The sequence below is a fragment of the Cohnella massiliensis genome (assembly GCF_900169535.1).
Classification (GTDB): domain Bacteria; phylum Bacillota; class Bacilli; order Paenibacillales; family Paenibacillaceae; genus Cohnella; species Cohnella algarum.
The window spans coordinates 641,607-660,564 of record NZ_LT821259.1; the positions used below are offsets into that span (position 1 = coordinate 641,607).

Below are 18,958 nucleotides of genomic sequence, written 5' to 3' on the forward strand. Positions count from 1 at the left end.
GCCGGTTGTATAATTCCGTTCAACAGCCTTGCGCGATTCGCAAGCCACATCATATCGGCGATGAGAAAGACACCGATGTCCGAAACGGACGGCCCAGAGAGAGGAACCGATGGCTGAAAGTTCCTTCCGCAACCGGCTGACATCGACCCCTTTCGAGCCGCAGCGCGGAACACGTAACGACGGCAAGTATGCGCTGCCGGGTCATGACCGTTAATCATGCCTGAGAACCGAAGCTTCCCCTGCGGACGGCATCGGTTGAACAAGGGTGGAACCACGAGCTGACAACGCGCTCGTCCCTATCGGGACGGGCGCTTTTTGTCGTTTGCGGCCCTTTCTCGGGGGATAAGGCGCGTCAAGGTGTCAAATTTGAAGGAGGACACGTTTTATGGCTTTACAAATTAAGCTGCCGGACGGCGCCGTCCGGGAATACGCGGAAGGATCGACGATCGACGACGTTGCCGCCTCGATCAGCGCGGGACTTCGAAAAAATGCCGCCGCCGGCAAAATCAACGGAAAAACCGTCGATCTCAAGACGCAATTGGAAGATCAGGCGACGATCGAAATCGTGACGCTCGACTCCGCGGACGGCGTCGAGGTGATGCGCCACAGCACGGCGCATCTGATGGCCCAGGCGATCAAGCGCCTCTACGGCAATAAAGCCGTGAAGCTGGGCATCGGCCCGGTCATCGAGGACGGCTTTTATTACGATATCGACATGGACCAATCGATCACGCCCGAGGATCTCGAAAAGATCGAGCGCGAAATGGAAAAGATCGTCAAGGAAGATTTGCCGATCGTCCGCCGCGTCGTGTCGCGCGACGAAGCGGTCGCGATCTACAAGGAGCTCGAAGATCCGCTCAAGCTGGAGCTGATCGAGGGATTGCCGGCCGATTCGGTCATTACGATTTACGATCAGGGCGAATTTTTCGACCTTTGCCGCGGGCCTCACCTGCCGTCGACAGGACGCATCAAGTCGTTCAAGCTGCTCAGCGTGGCCGGCGCCTACTGGCGCGGCGACAGCAAAAACAAGATGCTGCAGCGGATTTACGGAACGGCTTTCGCCAAGAAAAGCCAACTGGATGAGCATTTGCACTTCCTGGAAGAAGCGAAAAAGCGGGATCACCGCAAGCTCGGCAAGGAATTAAAAATGTTCGCGTTTTCCCCGCAAGTCGGGCAGGGCCTGCCCTTGTGGCTGCCGAACGGAGCCAAGGTGCGGAGAACGCTGGAGCGCTACATCGTCGATCTGGAAGAAAAGCTCGGCTACCAGCACGTCTATACGCCGGTGCTCGCCAACGTGGAGCTGTACAAAACGTCGGGCCACTGGGGCCACTACCAGGAGGACATGTTCCCGCCGATGGAGCTGGACAACGAGGAGCTGGTGCTTCGGCCGATGAACTGTCCGCACCATATGATGGTGTACAAGAGCGACATGCGCAGCTACCGCGACCTTCCGATCCGGATCGCCGAGCTCGGGACGATGCATCGCTACGAGATGTCGGGAGCGCTGACGGGTTTGCACCGCGTGCGCGCGATGACGCTGAACGACGCTCACATTTTTTGCCGCATGGATCAGATCAAGGACGAGTTCGCTCGCGTCGTCGACCTGATCAAGCGCGTTTACGAGGATTTCGGCATCAAGGATTACCGGTTCCGCCTGTCGTACCGCGATCCGAAGGACACCGAGAAATACTGGCCGGACGACGAGATGTGGGAAACGACGCAGCGCATGCTTCGCGAAGTCGTGGAAGAGATGAACCTGCCGTTTTTCGAGGCGGAAGGGGAAGCGGCCTTCTACGGACCGAAGCTGGACGTGCAGATCAAAACCGCGACCGGCAAGGAAGAAACGCTGTCGACCGCGCAAATCGACGTGCTGCTGCCGGAGCGCTTCCAGCTCGAATACGTCGGCGAAGACGGCAAAAAGCACCGCCCGGTCGTCATTCACCGCGGCATTATCAGCACGATGGAGCGCATGACCGCCTTTTTGCTGGAAAATTTCGTCGGCGCGCTGCCGCTCTGGCTGTCGCCGGTTCAGGCCAAAATCATCCCGGTCAGCCAGGCGTTCAACGATTACGCCCGGGAAACCGCGGAGAAGCTGCAGGAAGCCGGAATTCGGGCCGAAACCGACTTGCGCAACGAGAAGCTTGGCTATAAAATCCGCGAGGGCCAATTGGAGAAAGTGCCGTACATGCTGATCGTCGGCCAAAGCGAGGCCGACAGCGGCTCGGTATCGGTGCGGCGCCGCGGGGAAGGCGACCTCGGGGCGCAGCCGGTTGCGGACTTTATCGCGCGCGCGGCCGGGGAGATCGCTGCCAAGCGGATCGACTAGACGGCGCTTTCGGGATCCCGGCGCGAGGATCATCGCATAACGCTTGCCGGCATTGGGCAGTCTACCCCTTAGAGGTGTGAGCCGAATGCCAGCAAGCTTTTTTGTTTTCATCAAACGTTGGGCCCGCAATGGGGCCGCCTTGGCGATCTGTTTCGTCCTGCTCGCCTATTCCGGCGTTTCCTTCCGGCAAGCCGCGGGAAAAGTTGCGGACCGCTTGCCGTCCGCGGAGCGCCACGAACCGGCGCTTGCAACGCCGCTCCCCGCGTCGGCCGGCGATGCCGGAAGGCGGGAGCCGAAGCCCGACGCCGTGCGTCCGGCCTCCGCGGGGGCCGGACCGACGACGATACGGGTAATCGCGACCGGATATACGGCAGGCGAGGAGTCGACGGGAAAACGTCCCGGCCATCCGCAATACGGCATTACGTTTTCCGGCGTGAAAGTCCGCAGGGGAAGCGTGTCCACCATCGCCGCCGACCCGAAGCTGTTTCCGCTCGGAACGCTTCTATATATTCCCGGTTACGGATACGGAGTCGTCGCCGATACCGGTTCCCGCATCAAAGGCTACAAAATCGATCTTTACTTTCCGTCGACCCGCCAGGTTTACCGGGAGTGGGGCAAGCGGACGGTGGACGTTCAGGTGATTGCCAGAGGCGGCGGCAAAGTGACGGAAGCGATGCTGGATGCCTGGGCGGAAGCCGTCGGGTCCGACCGTTCGAAACGGGGCGGCATTCGGGGAGCCGTTCCGGTCAACGGATGAAAATTGTCGTTTTTTGGGTCGTCGCAACATGTAAAATATTCTCCTCGGGACGCGAATGTGATACAATGGGGATAAGTGGAAACGACGTATTCTCTCAAGGAGTGACCGCTCGATATGACGAACTTCCTGCGAGATTCATCATTGCCGGGCAAGGCCGGAATGGAAGAAGAAATGCTTGCGGAGCTGTATCGTCAAATGCTTAAAACCGCTCGAAGCCGCCTGTACGACAAGAACGATGCGGGAGACGTCGTCCAGGAAGCGTGGGTTCGAATTTTGGAAAAGCTTGACACTCTGCGGGAGAGCGGCAAGATCATTCCATGGGCGAAAACGATCGCCTCGAATTTGGCGTCCAACGCCAACCGGGCGCGAAGATCGGAACGGCTGGCCGACAGCTATGAGGAGTACGAGCCCGCCGCGCGTTCCGACAACGGTCCGGAATTGCTTGCGGAGCTTTCCGACGTGTTGGGACGGCTGGATCCCGCAACGCGCACGCTGCTTCTTTACAAATTTTATTACGGTTTCAAGGACGACGAGATCGCGGCGGCCCTGGACGTGCCCGTCGGCACCGTCAAAGCCCGAATCCATCGCGGGAAAGCGAAAGTCAAAGCCCAGGACAGGGAACAGCCCGGAAGTACATACACGACCCCTCATGGGCCGGATCGCGGCAATTGATCGCTCTTATTCTTCATTCGGCAGCGGAAGACCTTCCGTATACGGCGGGTCTTCGCTGCCGTTTTCATTTTTCGCAGCGTCCCGGCGTTGCCTTCGGCTGCGGGCTGTCTCCGTCCCGAGACCGAGTCCGATTTCCGACCCGCGCAGCTTATGGAGGCGCGGCATCGCCGCTATAATAAAGTAGCGAGAACGGATAAGAGACGTTTCAGATAAAGGCCTATGGAGGTAGACGGAATGAAGCAATCGGTGATCCAACGCCTATTTTGGGGAATCATCCTGGTCGGGATCGGGTTCGTTTTTTTGCTGGACCAGACGGGAGTCGTGGATGCGGATATCGGCGAGCTGTTCGGCGTATTCTGGCCGGTGCTGCTCGTTCTGGTCGGCGTTTACGGCCTGCTGATGCAGGCGAAAGGCGGCGGCTACTGGTGGAATTTTATCATTATCTTTTTCGGGATCTTTTTCCTCGGGAAAAATCTGGACTGGTTCGATTGGGATTTCGGCGACATGGTGCGCATCGTCGGTCCGGTCGCGCTCATTTTGTTCGGCATCTCCGTTATTTTCAACGGCAATAAATCCGAGTCCAAAAAACGGCATCGCCACGGCGACGATCCCGGCTCATGGAATCCGGTGACGCCGCCCGCTCCGGGTCCCATGATGCCTCCGCCGGCGCCCCCGGGCCCGATGATGGGGCCTCCGCCGGCTCCTCCGGAATACGATCGGTTCGACGACAAGGAGCTTGGCGGTCGCGACAATCCGGAAGCGCGGGAGGAACGCCGCAATCCGGGCGAGTTTGGAACCTCGCAGCCGTGGGGATCCGACCCGAAGTGGAAGGGCCATGCCTACCAGGGTCACCGGCATCACGGAAATCAAGGCCCCTTCGGTCAAAATCACAGCCGGTTTATCGGGGATTTTCATATCGGAAAAGACTATTTCGAGCTGAAGCCGATGAATATTTCGATGTTTATCGGCGACACGAAAATCGACATGACCCGAGCCCATATTCCGTTCGGAGAAACGAGAATCAACGTGTCCACGTTCATCGGCGACGTTAAAATATTCGTCCCGAACGATTTGTCCGTCGCGGTCAGGGTCGAATCGAACTGCTTGATCGGCGACGTTAAATTGCTCGACCAGAAGCGCGAAGGCTTTTTTAACCATATGTCGGTCGAGACGCCCGGTTTCGGAGATTACGACAAACAAATCGTGCTGGTCGTCAGCACGTTCATCGGCGATGTTCGCGTCTCGAAGGTAGGCTGAGCGGACATGCGATGGAGACGCGGAAGCAAGTGGGAATGGGTATTGTTCGCGGTCGTATCGGGAGCGGCGATGCTCGCGCTTGTTTGCCTGACGCTGAACCGCAACGGCGCGGGCGCGGCCGATTTCGAACGATGGATCGGGTGGGCGGCCGGGCTGCTCGCGGCGATGATCGTCGTCGCCTATATGCTCGGCATGAGGGTGCAGCGGCGGATCGATCAGCTGCAGCTCGCGATGAAGCAGGCTTCCGCCGGCAATTGGCAGGTTCGCCTGCCGGATCTCTCGGGAGATGCGTTCTCCGAAGCTTACGGCGAATTCAACGTCATGCTCGGCAAGCTGGAGGATCGGCTGAAGCTGCTGCAGCGGCTGGGCGAGCAGCAGGTCCGGGAAGAGGGCGCTCAGGCGGAGGCGGCGGTCCAGGAAGAGCGGCGGAGATTGGCAAGGGACCTGCACGACACGGTCAGCCAGCAGCTGTTCGCCTTGCACATGTCCGCTTCCTCGCTGCCCAAGCTGCTGGAGAAAAACCCGGAGCAAGCAAGCTCCGTCATGGGCCAGTTGATCGACATGTCCGCGATGGCCCAGCGGCAAATGAGGGGGCTGATCGCCCAGCTGCGCCCGCTCGAATTGCAAGGGAAGACGCTGTCCGACGCGCTGTCGCGCTGGTTTCCCGACTACTGCCGGCAAAATCGCCTTCAGGGCGTTTTGGATGTGCAGCTTGTCGAGCGTTTGCCGGAGGCGATCGAGCACCAGCTTTTTTTGATCGTCCAGGAAGCGATGGCGAACGTGGTCAAGCACGCGGATGCGCAGGAGGTCCGTCTTCTGCTCGGAAAAACCGGCAACCAGGTGACGCTTTCGGTCGAAGACGACGGGGCCGGGTTCCGGCACGAACAAGTGAGAACGGGAGCGCACGGGTTGTCCACGATGCGGGAGCGCGCCCAAAAGCTCGGAGGAGAGGCGGAAATCGTGACGAAGGCCGGCTACGGCACTTGCGTCCGCGTCTCGTTTCCGATTTTTGACACGTCGGCGTCGGAGCCTACAGAGACAAAGGAGAACGGAACGACATGACAGGGGAAACGAAAAGCTATTCGGTGCTCATCGTAGACGATCACGAGATGGTCCGTGCCGGCCTTAAAACCTACCTCTCGCTCGATTCCCGTTTCGAGGTGATCGGCGAGGCGGGAAGCGGCGCGGAAGCCGTCGGCTTGATCGCCAAGGGAGGCTGCGACGGACGCATGCCGGAGCTGGTGCTTATGGACCTGATGATGCCGCAAATGGACGGAGTCGAAGCGACGCGCCGGCTTCTCGAGCTTGCTCCCTCTTTGAGGATCATTATTTTAACCAGCTTTCTCGAAGACGACAAAGTCGTGGAAGCGATCGAAGCCGGAGCCGTAAGCTACGTGCTGAAAACGGTCTCCGCCGACGAGCTGATCTATGCGATGCAAGGCGCGGTCCGCAGCATGCCGGTCATGAGCGGGGAAGTGTCCCAGGCGCTGACCCGGGGACTCAGGCAGCGAACGGTGGAGAGCGACGGGGAAGGGCTGACCGAACGGGAGCGGGAAGTGCTGCTGCTGATCGCCGAAGGAAAATCGAACAAAGAGATCTCGGACGAGCTGCACATCAGCATCAAAACGGTCAAAACCCATGTCAGCAATCTGCTGATGAAATGCGAAGTCGAGGATCGTACCCAGCTGGCCATTTACGCCCATCGCAAAGGTTGGGCTCAATGAAGGCGGAACCCGGCTCGGGGCGATGCGGAGAGAATCAATCGCGGCCAAGGCACAAAAAGGGATAAAACGGAACGAACGAGGATAGGCTATACTATAAAAAGGGGATGTCCCTATGTATGCCATCTCTTCGTCCTTGACCGGCCGGGAGCGGGAATTCGCTTCGGCCAGACGGGCGCTCGGCGAAAAGGGCTTTTCGCTTGGCGGGAACTGGGATTACCGGCGCGGATCGTTCGATTGCGCGCTGGACGAAGCGCAAAAGGTTTATCTCCGTTTGCCTTTCGTCGTCACGAGAGGCAGCCTGGACAGCGAAACGGACGACATCAAGGCGGATATCCGCTTCGAGGAGCCTTACGTGCTGAAGCATGTCTATAATGAAGGGTTGGATCCGGAAGCCCAGCCGAGAACGCTCGGGGCGACGTTCGACCAATTTTCCGACCCGCTGGACAGCGATGCGGATATCGAACCGCGCTGGATCGAAACGGCGCGAGGGCGGTTGAGCGAAGCCGAACAACTGCTTCGGGAATGACGATCGCAGGGCTGCATGCGCTAATTCGAACAATTTGCTTCGGGAATGACGATCGTTAGGGCTGCATGCGCGAATTCGAACATCGACCGGCCGGATCTCCGGCCTTACGTTTTGCCAACCCTCCGGCTGCCCGGAGGGCTTCGGTTTTTTGCCGGAAAAGCGCGGGTACCTGACGGCTGCCGGTCGTTCGTTCCTCTAGCAACGTTTGTGCTCGGCTAGCCCGGTACGATCCCGCAGACGGGTTTGTACGAAATATCATACAAAAGCGTGTACAGAACCGCCTGCCGGGCCGAGTTTGTATGAAAAATCATACAAATATCCCCGAGAAAGCGGTTTATAGTGGTTTTTTGTATGAAATATCATACAAAAGCGTGTGCAGAACCGCTTGATGGGCAGAATTTGTATGAAAAATCATACAAATGTCCCCGTGAAAGCGGTTTGTAGTGGTTCTTTGTATGAAGTATCATACAAAAGCATGTGCAGAACCGCTTGACGGTCCGACTTTGCGATGTGTGCGTGATGATTTTATTCCGCATGATGAGTTAAGATAGAATTTCCGCGATATCGAATCGGAGCCGGCGCCCATCTCGGTAAGCGATGATTGAGAGAAAGGGAGAACCGGATATGAAAATGAATTTGACTTTTTCGGGGGAATAGGCGATAAAGGGCGAATGGAAGATTTAATTCACATTTATTTCGTTTTAATATAGCTTTAAGGTAAATAGCCGAATATAGAATCATGAACGATATGGCAACCGCGAACGCGACCGCGGCGGCCTTCCAGGAGGAATGACCCTATGGACGACCAAAACAAAAGAAACGACGATCTGTTCGGATTCCGATACGGCCGCGACGACGCGTCCGAAAAGATGAACGAAACGCAAGGGGAAACGAAGGCGGCGGAATCCGCTTCTTCCGACGAGGAGACGATTTTCCGGCCTCATAGGCCCGGGAGCTACGGAACGTCCTCCGCAACTACCAAATATAACGGCTACAGCGGATACGGAGCGAGCGACGGAAGCCCGAATCACCGCGATGCGAACGAATCGTCTTCGCCAAGCTCGAACGTATATACGTACGGTCCTTTCGCCGGGTCGTCGCAGTCGGGCGGAGGAGACGGAGGCGATAAGCCCGAGCTTGTGCCCGTGACCCGGGATTACCGTCCGTTTACCGTCTCGGGAGGCCGCAATTGGGAAGCGCCCCCGCAAAAGCGCCGCCGCTCCCCGTTCCTGGCGATTTTCGCTTCCTTCATGGTCGGCGTGCTTGTCGTCGGCGGCCTGATGTTTTCGGCAGACCGTTACAACTGGTTCGGCGGCGATCAGGCGTTGACCGCCGCAACCGGCACGACTTCCAGTCCGTCCCCGTCGGCGCAGAGCGGAAGCACGGTCAGCAACGTTGCCGATACGACCCGGCCGGACAACATTTCGGCGATTTTCGAGCAAGCGAGCCCGGCCGTCGTCAAAATCGAAACGTACGCATCGTCCCGGTCCGGTTCCAATAACTTCTGGATGGACGATCCGTTCTTCCGGCAGTTTTTCGGGGATGAGCAGGACAGCCAAGGCGGCCAGGGAAGCGATTCGCTGCAGCAAACGGGAACGGGTTCCGGCTTCTTCTTCGATTCGACCGGTTATATTTTGACGAACGAGCACGTGATCGAAGGCGCGACCGAAATCAAGGTCACCGTGCAAGGGTTCGAAGAGCCGTTCACGGCGGAATTGCTCGGCTCCAGCTACGATCTCGACCTGGCCGTCCTGAAAATCGAAGGCAGCAACTTCCCGACGCTGAAGCTCGGCGATTCCAACGCGCTCAACATGGGCGATTGGGTCGTCGCCATCGGCAACCCGTATGGCTTCGACCATACCGTCACTGTCGGAGTTCTCAGCTCCAACGAGCGCGAAATCAGCATCCAGGACACTAACGGCACCCGCAATTACGAGCATCTGCTGCAAACGGACGCTTCGATCAACCCCGGCAACTCCGGCGGCCCGCTCATTAACATGAACGGCGAAGTAATCGGCATCAATACGGCCGTCAGCTCGGAAGCGCAAGGCATCGGCTTCGCCATTCCGACGAGCACGATCAGCGAAGTGCTGGAAAACCTGAAGACGAACACGGAAATTCCGAAGGAACCGATTCCGTATATCGGCGCGAACTTGCAGGCGCTGACCGAATCGACGGCCCGCCAGTTGGGCCTGAGCAGCACGGACGGATCGCTCGTCTACAACGTGCTGTACAACACGCCCGCCTACAACGGGGACCTTCGCCAATACGACGTCATTGTCGGCATCGACGGAACGAAATACAATACGCCGGATGAACTGACCGACGCGATCCGCGCCAAAAACGTCGGCGACAAGGTGACGCTGAATGTCATCCGGGGCGGCAAGGAAATCGATTTGACGGTCACGATCGGCGACAAAAACGAGTACGACGCATCGCAGCAAACCGAAGAGTAAGCGGCAATCGTACGAAAAGGGCAGTCTACCAGGGCTGTCCTTTTCGTTTAAAATCGGGTTATGATAAAGAGAAAGAATGCCATGAAAGCGAGTATCGAGAGGAGTCCGCGATGAGACCGCATATCGTTGTAATCGATGATGATGAAAAAATAACGTCCCTTTTGCGCCGAAGCCTCGCGTTCGAGGGATACGAAGTGACGACCGCCCCCAACGGCCAGGAAGGCCTCAGAGTGTTGATCGGCCGCCATGCCGATCTCGTCATTCTCGACGTCATGATGCCGCTGCTGGACGGCTGGGAAGTGTGCCGGCGTTTGCGGGCGGCCGGCATCCAGTCGCCGGTGCTCATGTTGACGGCGAAGGACGACGTGCAGGATCGGGTAAAAGGACTCGATCTGGGCGCGGACGATTACCTGGTGAAGCCGTTCGCCCTGGAGGAGCTGACGGCCCGGGTTCGCGCGCTGCTGCGGCGCAATCCCGAGCAGATGGAGGAGAACCATTCCCTCCGATTTGCCGATCTGCTGCTCGATGTCGACTCCCGCGAGGTCATCCGGGGAGAGAAGCGGATCGAGCTGACCGCCAAGGAATTCGATTTGCTGCATTTTTTCATGCAAAATCCGAAGCGGGTGCTGTCCCGGGATCAAATTATGGAACGCATATGGGGATACGATTACAGCGGCGAATCGAACGTGCTGGAGGTTTACGTGGCCATGCTCCGGCAAAAGCTGGAGGAGCACGGGGGAAGCCGTCTCATCCAGACGGTCCGGGGGGCGGGCTACGTCCTGAAAGGAGACAATTAAGCGATGTCTATCCGACTTCGCCTGACATTATGGTTTTCCGGGCTGCTGGCCTTGATGATGATCGCGTTCGGGTTTCTGGTGTATTACGTGGTGAGTTTAAATACGATGCAGGAATTGAAGGGCCGGCTTCAGGATGAAGCCAAGGCGCTCGAACCCTATATATCCCCCAACCGCAATGGGATCGGATTCGATTTGGGAATCTCCGTTCCGAGAGATTTCGATTATAATATGATCGGCATTCAGGTGGTCAGTTATCTTCAAGATCGGGAAGGAACGGTAAGCCGGAAAAGCTTCGCCTACGGGACGGACCTGGCTTATCCGGCCAAGAAGGACGCGAAGAGCAGGTATACGAAAGTGCATATGGACGGATCGCCGTTTTACGTCTTTGAAACGCCCATAACATTAACGGGCAGCACCGAAATCGTCGGCCTGCTGCAAGTCGCCGGATATATCGGTAAAGAAGAAAGCATGCTCCTGCTGCTGCGCACGATTTTGGTGCTGACCGGGGTCGCGGCGCTGCTGGTGGCGTTCATGCTCGGCATGTTCCTTTCCCGCAAGGCGCTGCAGCCGATCGAGCAGGTGACGGCGGCCGCCGAGCGAATTCAGAGCGGATCCGACCTCAGCACCCGGATTCCGGGGGACAGCCAGGACGAGATCGGGAGGCTGCGCAGCACGCTGAACCATATGCTCGAGCGCCTGGAGACGGCCTACAAAGGGCTGGAGGAGTCGAACATCGCCCAACGGCGGTTCGTGTCGGACGCGTCTCACGAGCTGCGCACTCCGCTTACGACGATCCGCGGCAACGTCGATTTCCTCGCCAAAGTGTGGGAAGGCGCGCACGGAGAGAAATCGCAGGCGCTGACGACGGAGGAGCGGGAACAGCTATCGAAAGAGGCGATTCACGATATCGCGGACGAGGCGCGGCGGATGAGCCGGCTCGTCAACGATTTGCTGGCGCTGGCGAGAGCCGACGCGGGCTCCGACGTTCCGATGGAAAGATTGTCGCTGCGGCCTCTTGCCGAGGAAGCGGCTCGGCGCGCGGCGTTTTTGCCGCGGAATGCCGAATGGATCGTCGGTCCGCTCGAGGCGCTTGACGGCGTCTGGGTGAAGGGCAACCGGGACTATTTGCTGCAGCTGCTGTTTATTTTTATCGAAAACGGATTCAAGTACACGCCTTCGGGCGAAGTCCGGCTGGAGGCGGTCCGTTCGGAAGACCGGGTCGGGCTGGTCGTGGCGGATACGGGAATCGGCATGAGCAAGGAGGAAGTGCCGCACATTTTCGACCGGTTTTACCGGGCCGACGAGTCGCGGGGCAAGACGTCCGGCACGGGACTCGGCCTCTCCATTGCGAAATGGATAGCGGACATGCACAACGCGTCGCTTGAGGTGCGGACGAAGCTGGGCGAAGGCAGCCGCTTTTTCGTCTGGTTTCCCGTCGACTTTTCCGAGCCGGCGGAATACGATATAATAGAGCCTACGGAACGCCCTCGACTCCCGGAAAGGGAGGAAAGCTAGAGAGAACGTCAACCTACTATCAGGGCGGGAAAGCAGGCGTTGAATATGGAAGTCGTTAAAATTTCCCCTCGAGGATATTGCTACGGCGTAGTGGATGCCATGGTGCTCGCGCTGCAAACGGCGAAGAACCGGGACCTGCCGCGCCCCATTTATATTTTGGGCATGATCGTTCACAATACGCATGTGACGGAAGCGTTCGAGAACGAAGGCATCATAACGCTGGACGGCGCCAACCGGCTCGACATTTTGGATAAAATCGACAGCGGCACGGTCATTTTCACCGCGCACGGCGTTTCGCCCGAGGTCCGCCGCAAAGCGAAAGAGAAGGGACTGACGACCGTTGACGCGACTTGTCCGGACGTCACGAAGACGCACGATCTGATCCGGGAAAAAGTCGCCGAAGGCTACGACGTCATCTACATCGGGAAGAAAGGCCATCCCGAGCCCGAAGGCGCGATCGGCATTGCGCCGGACCGGGTTCACCTGATCGAGCGCGAGGAAGACATCCGGAACCTGGTTTTGGCCTCGGAGCGGATTATCGTGACGAACCAGACGACGATGTCGCAATGGGACATCAAGCATCTGATTTCGAAGCTGCTGGAGGTCTATCCGGGCGCTGAAGTCCATAACGAGATTTGCCTCGCGACCCAGGTTCGGCAGGAGGCCGTCGCGGCGCAGGCGAAGGAAGCGGACCTGTGCATCGTAGTCGGCGACCCGCGCAGCAACAACTCCAACCGGCTCGCCCAGGTATCCGAAGAAATCGCCGGCGTCCCCGCTTACCGGGTGGCGGACGTCACCGAAATCAAGCGGGAATGGCTCGAAGGAGTCAACCGGGTTTCGGTCACTTCCGGCGCTTCGACGCCGACGCCCCTTACGAAGGAAGTGATCGCTTATTTGGAGCAGTACGATCACGGCAACCCGGATACGTGGGAAATCCGGCGAACGGTCAACATGAAGAAGCTGTTGCCGACGATTCGCGAGAAATCGGTGTAAACGCCGATGCGATGCCATGTCCCGTGCCGCCTCCATTTTGGGCGTTGACACGGGGCATTTTTTCGGCTATATTTGCTTTATCACTTAAAAGCGTATAAGCGTCAAAGCAAACAAGCGTTGAAGCAAGTGGGCATATTTTATTCGGGAGCGTGGACTTGAATGATCGTTATTACTTCCCCTACCATTTCGGAAGAACGAATTGCGGAAATCGTCGGCACGATTGAAAAGAGCGGCGTGCAAGCGCACGTGTCGCGCGGAACGGACCGTACCGTCATCGGCATTATCGGCAAAGCCGACCCGCACCTGGCCGAGCATCTTCGCTCGATGAAGGGCGTGGAAAATGTCATAAAAATTTCGAAATCCTACAAGCTGGCAAGCCGCGACTTCCATCCGGACGACACGATCATCGAGATCAAAGGCGTGAAGATCGGCGGCGACAACCTGGTCGTCATGGGCGGACCTTGCGCGGTCGAGACGCCCGAGCAAATCGACGAAATCGCCCGCCTCGTCAAGGCTTCCGGCGGACAGGTGCTCCGCGGCGGCGCGTTCAAGCCGAGAACGGGTCCCTACAGCTTCCAGGGCATCGGCGTCGAAGGCCTTAAATGGATGAAGGAAGCCGGGGAAAAGCACGGCCTGCTCACCATCACGGAAGTGATGACGCCGGAAACGGTCGAAGTGTGCGCCGAGTATGCGGATATTTTGCAGGTCGGCACGCGGAACATGCAAAACTTCGACCTGCTGCGGAAGCTGGGCACGATTCGGACGCCCGTGCTGCTGAAGCGCGGCTTCAGCGCCACGTACGACGAATGGCTCAATGCGGCCGAGTACATTCTGGCCGGCGGGAACCCCGACGTCATGCTTTGCGAGCGCGGCATCCGCACCTTCGAGTCTTACACCCGCAACACGTTCGACCTGGCGGCCATTCCGGTCATCCAGCAGCTGTCGCACCTGCCGGTCATCGCCGACCCGAGCCATGCGACGGGCCGCCGCGAACTGGTCGAACCGATGACGAAAGCGTCGGTAGCGGCCGGAGCCAACGGCCTCATTATCGAAATGCATACCGATCCGGACAATTCCGCGACCGGCGACGGCGTCCAATCGCTGTTCCCCGATCAATTCGCGAATTTGCTGAAAGAGCTGGAGCAGTTGGCTCCGCTCGTCGGCAAACGTTTCGAAACGCCGAAGGCGCCGGCCGAAGCGTTCGCGACCTGGGCGAAATAAATAAGCCGACCAAGATTCCGCATGTTCCCGAAGGGGCGTGCGGAATTTTTCGTTCGCCTATCGGAAATAGCAGTTCTTCACCTTACGGAATCGTTTTGCGGAAAATGTAGGGAGCAGGAGATGGGTGCCCAAGCGGAGGAATGCGGGGGGAGCCTATGTTGGATTTTGTCCAGTCAAGGGAGCGGAAAATGGGGGAACCGTAGTCTAGAGTGGATTTTATCCAACGGGGACCTAGGAATTTGCGTGAATAGGCGAAAAAAGCCTCGCCAGATTGGACAAAATCCAACGAAGATGACGTGTTTGGCGAAAACACCGGTTTTTGATTGGACAAAATCCAATCAAGCTTCGCCGATCCCTGCGTCATCCTGCCCACCTCCGCGCTATCCTGCGCCCCCCGCACCACCCGCGCAACCTGTTTCTGCATGATATACTTATCGCAAATCCCCCGGCGCCGGGCAAAGAAGGGGATCTGCGCTTCTGCTTTTGAACTCGCTAGCATAGACGTACGACGAGAGGAGGAATGGCCGTTGAAAAAGCTGAAGCTGGGGGTGCTGGACCAATCGCCGCTCGGTCCGGGCGAGGACGCGTCGAGGGCGCTGCGAAATACGTTGGCGCTGGCGCGGGTGGCCGACCGGTTAGGGTTTGCCCGCTATTGGGTGTCGGAGCACCATAACGCCGCCGGGCTTGCGGGCTCTTCGCCCGAAGTGCTCATTTCCGCGATCGGGGCGAACACGTCCCGGATTCGGATCGGTTCCGGAGGCGTGCTGCTGCCCCATTACAGTCCGTACAAGGTCGCGGAAAATTTTCGCGTGCTGGAGGGGCTTTTCCCCGGAAGGGTCGATTTGGGCATCGGCCGGGCGCCGGGCGGGATGCCGTTGACGTCGCAGGCGTTAAGAGGCGAGCAGGCGAAGGCGAACGAGGCGCGGTTCGAGGAGATGCTGAAGGAATTGGCCGCCTATCTGGAAATCGGGGAACCGCTGCCGCCGGAGCACCCGTTAAGCGGGCTTAAAGCGACTCCGGGCGTTCGAACGGCGCCGGAAATCTGGCTGCTGGGCTCCAGCGGCTACAGCGCGGCGCTTGCCTCCCATTTCGGGGCCGGGTTTGCGTTCGCCCATTTTATCAACGGCGCCGGGGGGCAGGGGGCCGTCCGGGATTACCGGAGCCATTTCCGTCCGGGTTCGCTCGGGAAGCGTTCTCGCGCAACGGCATGCGTATTCGTTTTTTGCGCCGACTCGGACGCGATCGCCGAGCGGGAGGCGGCGGCGATGGACTTGCGCCTGCTGCGCCACGAGCGAGGCGAGTACGGCTTGCCGTATCCGACGCCGGAGGAAGCGCTCGTTTACCCTTATTCGGAATGGGAACGGGAGCGCGTGCGCGACAACCGCAACCGGATGATCGTCGGGGGACCCGAGACCGTAAAACGCCGGCTCGAACAATTCGCGGACGGCTACGGAACGAACGAGGTCATGGTGGCGAGCATGATGTCCGACTTCCGGCTGCGCGTCAGAGGTTACGAATTGCTGTCCGAGTTGTTCATTCGTTAAGCCGCCGCTCGTCCCGTTCAGCCCTGTCGAACGAAAATATTCGGAAATAGCCGTATGCCGAAAATGTAACATGTTTCCAAATGAAGGCGGGCCGCCTCCGGAAGGGGTTGAACGGGAAACTCAGGAATCCGGTCTAAAAAAAGGTGGTCTCCGCCGAACGAAACGCAAGGGGACGCTCCTGATGAAGGCGTTTACAAGGCGCCGGCCGGGTTTTCAAAAGTGTCAGAATAGCTAACACTTCCACAAAAAATACCTTACATAACTATTGACGCTCCCTAAAGCGAGAATTATAATAACCTCAATAAGTTCAGTAAAAGTTGAACGTTCAGACGCTCTTGCGGACTTAATGTTCGGAAATGAGGAGGAAAATTTAAGATGTCCGTTCAAAATGTTTTGGAACTCATCAAAGAAAAGAATATCGAGTTTGTGGATTTCCGCTTCGTAGATCTTTCCGGCCGCGCGCACCACATTACGCTGCCTGCATCCGAAGTAGACGCCGACACCTTCGTTAATGGGGTCGCTTTCGACGGTTCCTCGATTCCCGGCTTCCGCGGCATCGAAGAATCCGATATGGTTATGATGCCCGATGCCGAGTCCGTATACGTGGACCCGTTCACCGCGCACGCTACGCTGATCGTCATGAGCAATATTTATACGCCGGACGGCGACCGCTATGAGCGCGATCCGCGTTCCATCGCCCACAAGGCTGAAGAATTCCTGCAAAAATCCGGCGTAGGCACCGCAGCGTTCTTTGCTCCGGAATCCGAGTTTTTCGTATTCGACGACGTTCGCTACGAAACGACGATGAACTCCTCGACGTATGTCGTCGATTCCGAAGAGGCGGCTTGGAACACGAACCGCAAAGAAGAAGGCGGCAACCTCGGCTTCAAAGTCGGCGTCAAGGGCGGCTACGTGCCGGTAGCTCCGGTCGACTCGCAGCAAGACATCCGCAGCGAAATGGTGCGCCTGATGCAAGAAGCCGGCCTTCGCGTAGAACGCCACCACCACGAAGTGGCGACGGCGGGTCAAGCCGAAATCAACTTCCGCTTCGACACGCTGACGAAAACGGCCGACAACCTGATGAAATACAAATACATCGTTCACAACGTCGCTCGCCAATACGGCAAAGTGGCAACGTTCATGCCGAAGCCGCTCTTCGGAGACAACGGCAGCGGGATGCACGTTCACCAATCGATCTTCAACGAAGGCGAGCCGCTTTTCTATGAGAAGGGCGCTTACGCGAACCTGAGCCAACTGGCTCTGAACTACATCGGCGGTATCCTGTACCACGCTCCGGCCCTGATCGCGCTGACGAACCCGTCCACGAACTCGTTCAAACGTCTCGTTCCGGGTTACGAAGCTCCGGTAAACCTCGTTTACTCGAAGGGCAACCGTTCCGCCGCCGTACGTATTCCGGTCGCTGCCGTTACGCCGAAGGGCTGCCGCATCGAGTTCCGTACGCCGGACTCCACGGCGAACCCGTACCTGGCGTTCGCGGCTATGCTGATGGCCGGCCTGGACGGCATCAAGCGCAAAATCGACCCGACCGCTCTCGGCTACGGTCCGTACGACAAAAACATCTACGAACTTTCCGATGAAGAGAAGAAAGAAATCCGCAGCGTTCCGGGCTCGCTGGACGAAGCGCTCGACGCTCTGGAAGCCGACTACGAGTTCCTGACCGAAGGCGGCGTCTTCACGAAAGAATTCATCGACAATTATGTAGAATTCAAACGCGCCGAAGCGAAAGCCGTTTCCATCCGCGTGCATCCGTACGAATACGGCCTCTACTTCGATTGCTAATATCGAAAAATCGAAAAGTCGCGAAAAGCTCCCGAAAGGGAGCTTTTTGTCGTCTCGGAAAGGATCGATTTCTGTCGGGAATCAAAAGAGCGTAGAACCGAAGATTTTAATCCGAAGCTCATGATTTTGTTCGGATATTCTTAGATTTGACAACCTTTTTGCCGTTTTCCCGGTTGATGTGTCCGTAACGCTTTGATATGATTAGCCTATTATGAAGAACACAAGGTGGGAATCCGATGGCTAAACGAGCCTTTAATTTTAACGCCGGTCCGGCCGCCCTTCCGTTGGAAGTGCTGCAGCAGGCGCAGCAGCAATTTGTCGACTTCGGCGAAACCGGCATGTCGCTCATGGAGATGTCGCATCGAGGGGCCGTGTACGAGGGCGTTCACAAGGAAACGGAACAATTGCTGCGCGAGCTGCTCGGCATTCCGGACGGCTACAAGGTGCTGTTCGTCCAAGGCGGGGCCAGCACCCAGTTTGCGATGGTGCCGATGAACCTGCTCCAGCCGGGCAAGACGGCTTCCTATATCGACACCGGAAGCTGGGCCGCCAAGGCGATCAAGGAAGCGAAGCTGTTCGGCCAGACGGCAATCGCGGGCTCGTCGGAAAGCGACAAATACAACCGGATTCCGAAAGCGAGCGAACTGCTAATCGCGCCGGATTCGGCTTACGTTCATCTGACTTCGAACGAAACGATCGAAGGCACGCAATGGCCGGAATACCCGGATACCGAATCGGTGCCGCTCGTCGCGGACATGTCGAGCGACATTTTGTGCCGGCCGCTGCAAATTTCGCAATTCGGCCTCATTTATGCCGGCGCGCAAAAAAATCTCGGCCCGTCCGGCGTGACGATCGTCATCGTCCGCGAGGATTTGATCGGCGCTCCGTCGATGCCGGTGCCGACGATGCTGCGGTACGATACCCACGCGAAGAACGATTCGCTGTACAATACCCCGCCGACGTTCGCCATTTACATGACAAATCTCGTGCTCAAATGGGTCAAGGCCCAGGGCGGAGCGGAAGCTGTCGAAAAAGCGAATCGGACGAAAGCGAACCTGCTGTATGAAACGATCGACCAAAGCGGCGGCTTTTATCGCGGCTTCGCCGCCCCGGACAGCCGTTCGATCATGAACGTTACGTTCCGGCTCGGCAGCGAGGAGCTCGAGAAGCGGTTCGTCAAGGAATCGGAAGCGGAAGGCTTCGTCGGCTTGAAGGGTCACCGCAGCGTAGGAGGCCTTCGGGCTTCGATCTACAACGCGGTGCCGCTGGCCAGCGTGCAGGCGCTCGTCCAGTTCATGGACGAATTCAAACGGCGTCACGGATAACGGAAACGAAGCTTCCGTCTTAACTAAAGCTTGGTTTTACCTGCG

The 18,958-nt window shown here is 58.0% G+C and carries 15 protein-coding genes; all 15 read left to right on the forward strand.

Annotated features, from left to right (window positions below; all coding sequences use genetic code 11):
* The first annotated feature begins 385 nt into the window (after window positions 1–385).
* The gene (gene thrS / locus B7E11_RS16770; protein WP_080836689.1) at window positions 386–2,326 is read left to right on the forward strand and encodes a threonine--tRNA ligase; all 1,941 of its coding nucleotides are present in this window, start codon (window positions 386–388) and stop codon (window positions 2,324–2,326) included.
* 85 nt (window positions 2,327–2,411) lie between these two features.
* Window positions 2,412–3,083 carry a 3D domain-containing protein gene (locus B7E11_RS16775; RefSeq protein ID WP_080836691.1) on the forward strand — a complete coding sequence of 224 codons (672 nt, stop codon included), beginning with the start codon at window positions 2,412–2,414 and terminating at the stop codon, window positions 3,081–3,083.
* Between the two features lie 114 nt (window positions 3,084–3,197).
* Window positions 3,198–3,755: an RNA polymerase sigma factor gene (locus B7E11_RS16780; RefSeq protein WP_080836692.1), complete on the forward strand. Its 558-nt coding sequence runs from the start codon at window positions 3,198–3,200 to the stop codon at window positions 3,753–3,755.
* A gap of 234 nt (window positions 3,756–3,989) precedes the next feature.
* On the forward strand, window positions 3,990–5,012 hold the full coding sequence (gene liaF / locus B7E11_RS16785) for a cell wall-active antibiotics response protein LiaF (RefSeq protein WP_139787231.1): 1,023 nt from the start codon (window positions 3,990–3,992) through the stop codon (window positions 5,010–5,012).
* A gap of 6 nt (window positions 5,013–5,018) precedes the next feature.
* Complete coding sequence (locus B7E11_RS16790) at window positions 5,019–6,074, forward strand: sensor histidine kinase (RefSeq protein ID WP_080836696.1); 1,056 nt, start codon at window positions 5,019–5,021, stop codon at window positions 6,072–6,074.
* Window positions 6,071–6,736 carry a response regulator gene (locus B7E11_RS16795; RefSeq protein ID WP_080836698.1) on the forward strand — a complete coding sequence of 222 codons (666 nt, stop codon included), beginning with the start codon at window positions 6,071–6,073 and terminating at the stop codon, window positions 6,734–6,736. The genes B7E11_RS16790 and B7E11_RS16795 overlap by 4 nt, the downstream gene beginning before the upstream one ends.
* A gap of 112 nt (window positions 6,737–6,848) precedes the next feature.
* The gene (locus tag B7E11_RS16800; protein WP_080836700.1) at window positions 6,849–7,262 is read left to right on the forward strand and encodes a YugN family protein; all 414 of its coding nucleotides are present in this window, start codon (window positions 6,849–6,851) and stop codon (window positions 7,260–7,262) included.
* A 797-nt stretch (window positions 7,263–8,059) separates the two neighbouring features.
* Complete coding sequence (locus tag B7E11_RS16805) at window positions 8,060–9,718, forward strand: S1C family serine protease (RefSeq protein WP_080836702.1); 1,659 nt, start codon at window positions 8,060–8,062, stop codon at window positions 9,716–9,718.
* 110 nt (window positions 9,719–9,828) lie between these two features.
* Window positions 9,829–10,515 carry a response regulator transcription factor gene (locus B7E11_RS16810; protein WP_080836704.1) on the forward strand — a complete coding sequence of 229 codons (687 nt, stop codon included), beginning with the start codon at window positions 9,829–9,831 and terminating at the stop codon, window positions 10,513–10,515.
* A 3-nt stretch (window positions 10,516–10,518) separates the two neighbouring features.
* Window positions 10,519–12,030, forward strand: coding sequence for a sensor histidine kinase (locus B7E11_RS16815; RefSeq protein WP_080836706.1), 1,512 nt, complete (start codon window positions 10,519–10,521; stop codon window positions 12,028–12,030).
* A gap of 45 nt (window positions 12,031–12,075) precedes the next feature.
* Complete coding sequence (locus tag B7E11_RS16820) at window positions 12,076–13,023, forward strand: 4-hydroxy-3-methylbut-2-enyl diphosphate reductase (RefSeq protein WP_080836708.1); 948 nt, start codon at window positions 12,076–12,078, stop codon at window positions 13,021–13,023.
* A gap of 159 nt (window positions 13,024–13,182) precedes the next feature.
* Complete coding sequence (aroF, locus tag B7E11_RS16825) at window positions 13,183–14,244, forward strand: 3-deoxy-7-phosphoheptulonate synthase (protein ID WP_080836711.1); 1,062 nt, start codon at window positions 13,183–13,185, stop codon at window positions 14,242–14,244.
* A gap of 527 nt (window positions 14,245–14,771) precedes the next feature.
* Window positions 14,772–15,788 (forward strand): LLM class flavin-dependent oxidoreductase, encoded by a 1,017-nt coding sequence (locus tag B7E11_RS16830; protein ID WP_245809749.1) that lies wholly within the window; start codon window positions 14,772–14,774, stop codon window positions 15,786–15,788.
* Between the two features lie 375 nt (window positions 15,789–16,163).
* Window positions 16,164–17,588, forward strand: coding sequence for a type I glutamate--ammonia ligase (glnA, locus tag B7E11_RS16835; RefSeq protein ID WP_080836715.1), 1,425 nt, complete (start codon window positions 16,164–16,166; stop codon window positions 17,586–17,588).
* A gap of 236 nt (window positions 17,589–17,824) precedes the next feature.
* A complete protein-coding gene (gene serC / locus B7E11_RS16840) occupies window positions 17,825–18,913 on the forward strand; it encodes a 3-phosphoserine/phosphohydroxythreonine transaminase (protein ID WP_080836717.1) in 1,089 nt (362 codons plus the stop codon).
* The last annotated feature ends 45 nt before the right edge of the window (window positions 18,914–18,958 follow it).

Bases quoted from the DNA above. Each gene is read 5' to 3' on its own strand.
- B7E11_RS16795 (WP_080836698.1), top strand. From the start codon at position 6,071: ATGACAGGGGAAACGAAAAGCTATTCGGTGCTCATCGTAGACGATCAC.
- B7E11_RS16820 (WP_080836708.1), top strand. From the start codon at position 12,076: ATGGAAGTCGTTAAAATTTCCCCTCGAGGATATTGCTACGGCGTAGTG.
- B7E11_RS16775 (WP_080836691.1), top strand. From the start codon at position 2,412: ATGCCAGCAAGCTTTTTTGTTTTCATCAAACGTTGGGCCCGCAATGGG.
- B7E11_RS16800 (WP_080836700.1), top strand. From the start codon at position 6,849: ATGTATGCCATCTCTTCGTCCTTGACCGGCCGGGAGCGGGAATTCGCT.
- liaF (WP_139787231.1), top strand. From the start codon at position 3,990: ATGAAGCAATCGGTGATCCAACGCCTATTTTGGGGAATCATCCTGGTC.
- B7E11_RS16780 (WP_080836692.1), top strand. From the start codon at position 3,198: ATGACGAACTTCCTGCGAGATTCATCATTGCCGGGCAAGGCCGGAATG.
- B7E11_RS16805 (WP_080836702.1), top strand. From the start codon at position 8,060: ATGGACGACCAAAACAAAAGAAACGACGATCTGTTCGGATTCCGATAC.
- B7E11_RS16815 (WP_080836706.1), top strand. From the start codon at position 10,519: ATGTCTATCCGACTTCGCCTGACATTATGGTTTTCCGGGCTGCTGGCC.
- glnA (WP_080836715.1), top strand. From the start codon at position 16,164: ATGTCCGTTCAAAATGTTTTGGAACTCATCAAAGAAAAGAATATCGAG.
- aroF (WP_080836711.1), top strand. From the start codon at position 13,183: ATGATCGTTATTACTTCCCCTACCATTTCGGAAGAACGAATTGCGGAA.
- B7E11_RS16810 (WP_080836704.1), top strand. From the start codon at position 9,829: ATGAGACCGCATATCGTTGTAATCGATGATGATGAAAAAATAACGTCC.
- thrS (WP_080836689.1), top strand. From the start codon at position 386: ATGGCTTTACAAATTAAGCTGCCGGACGGCGCCGTCCGGGAATACGCG.
- B7E11_RS16790 (WP_080836696.1), top strand. From the start codon at position 5,019: ATGCGATGGAGACGCGGAAGCAAGTGGGAATGGGTATTGTTCGCGGTC.
- serC (WP_080836717.1), top strand. From the start codon at position 17,825: ATGGCTAAACGAGCCTTTAATTTTAACGCCGGTCCGGCCGCCCTTCCG.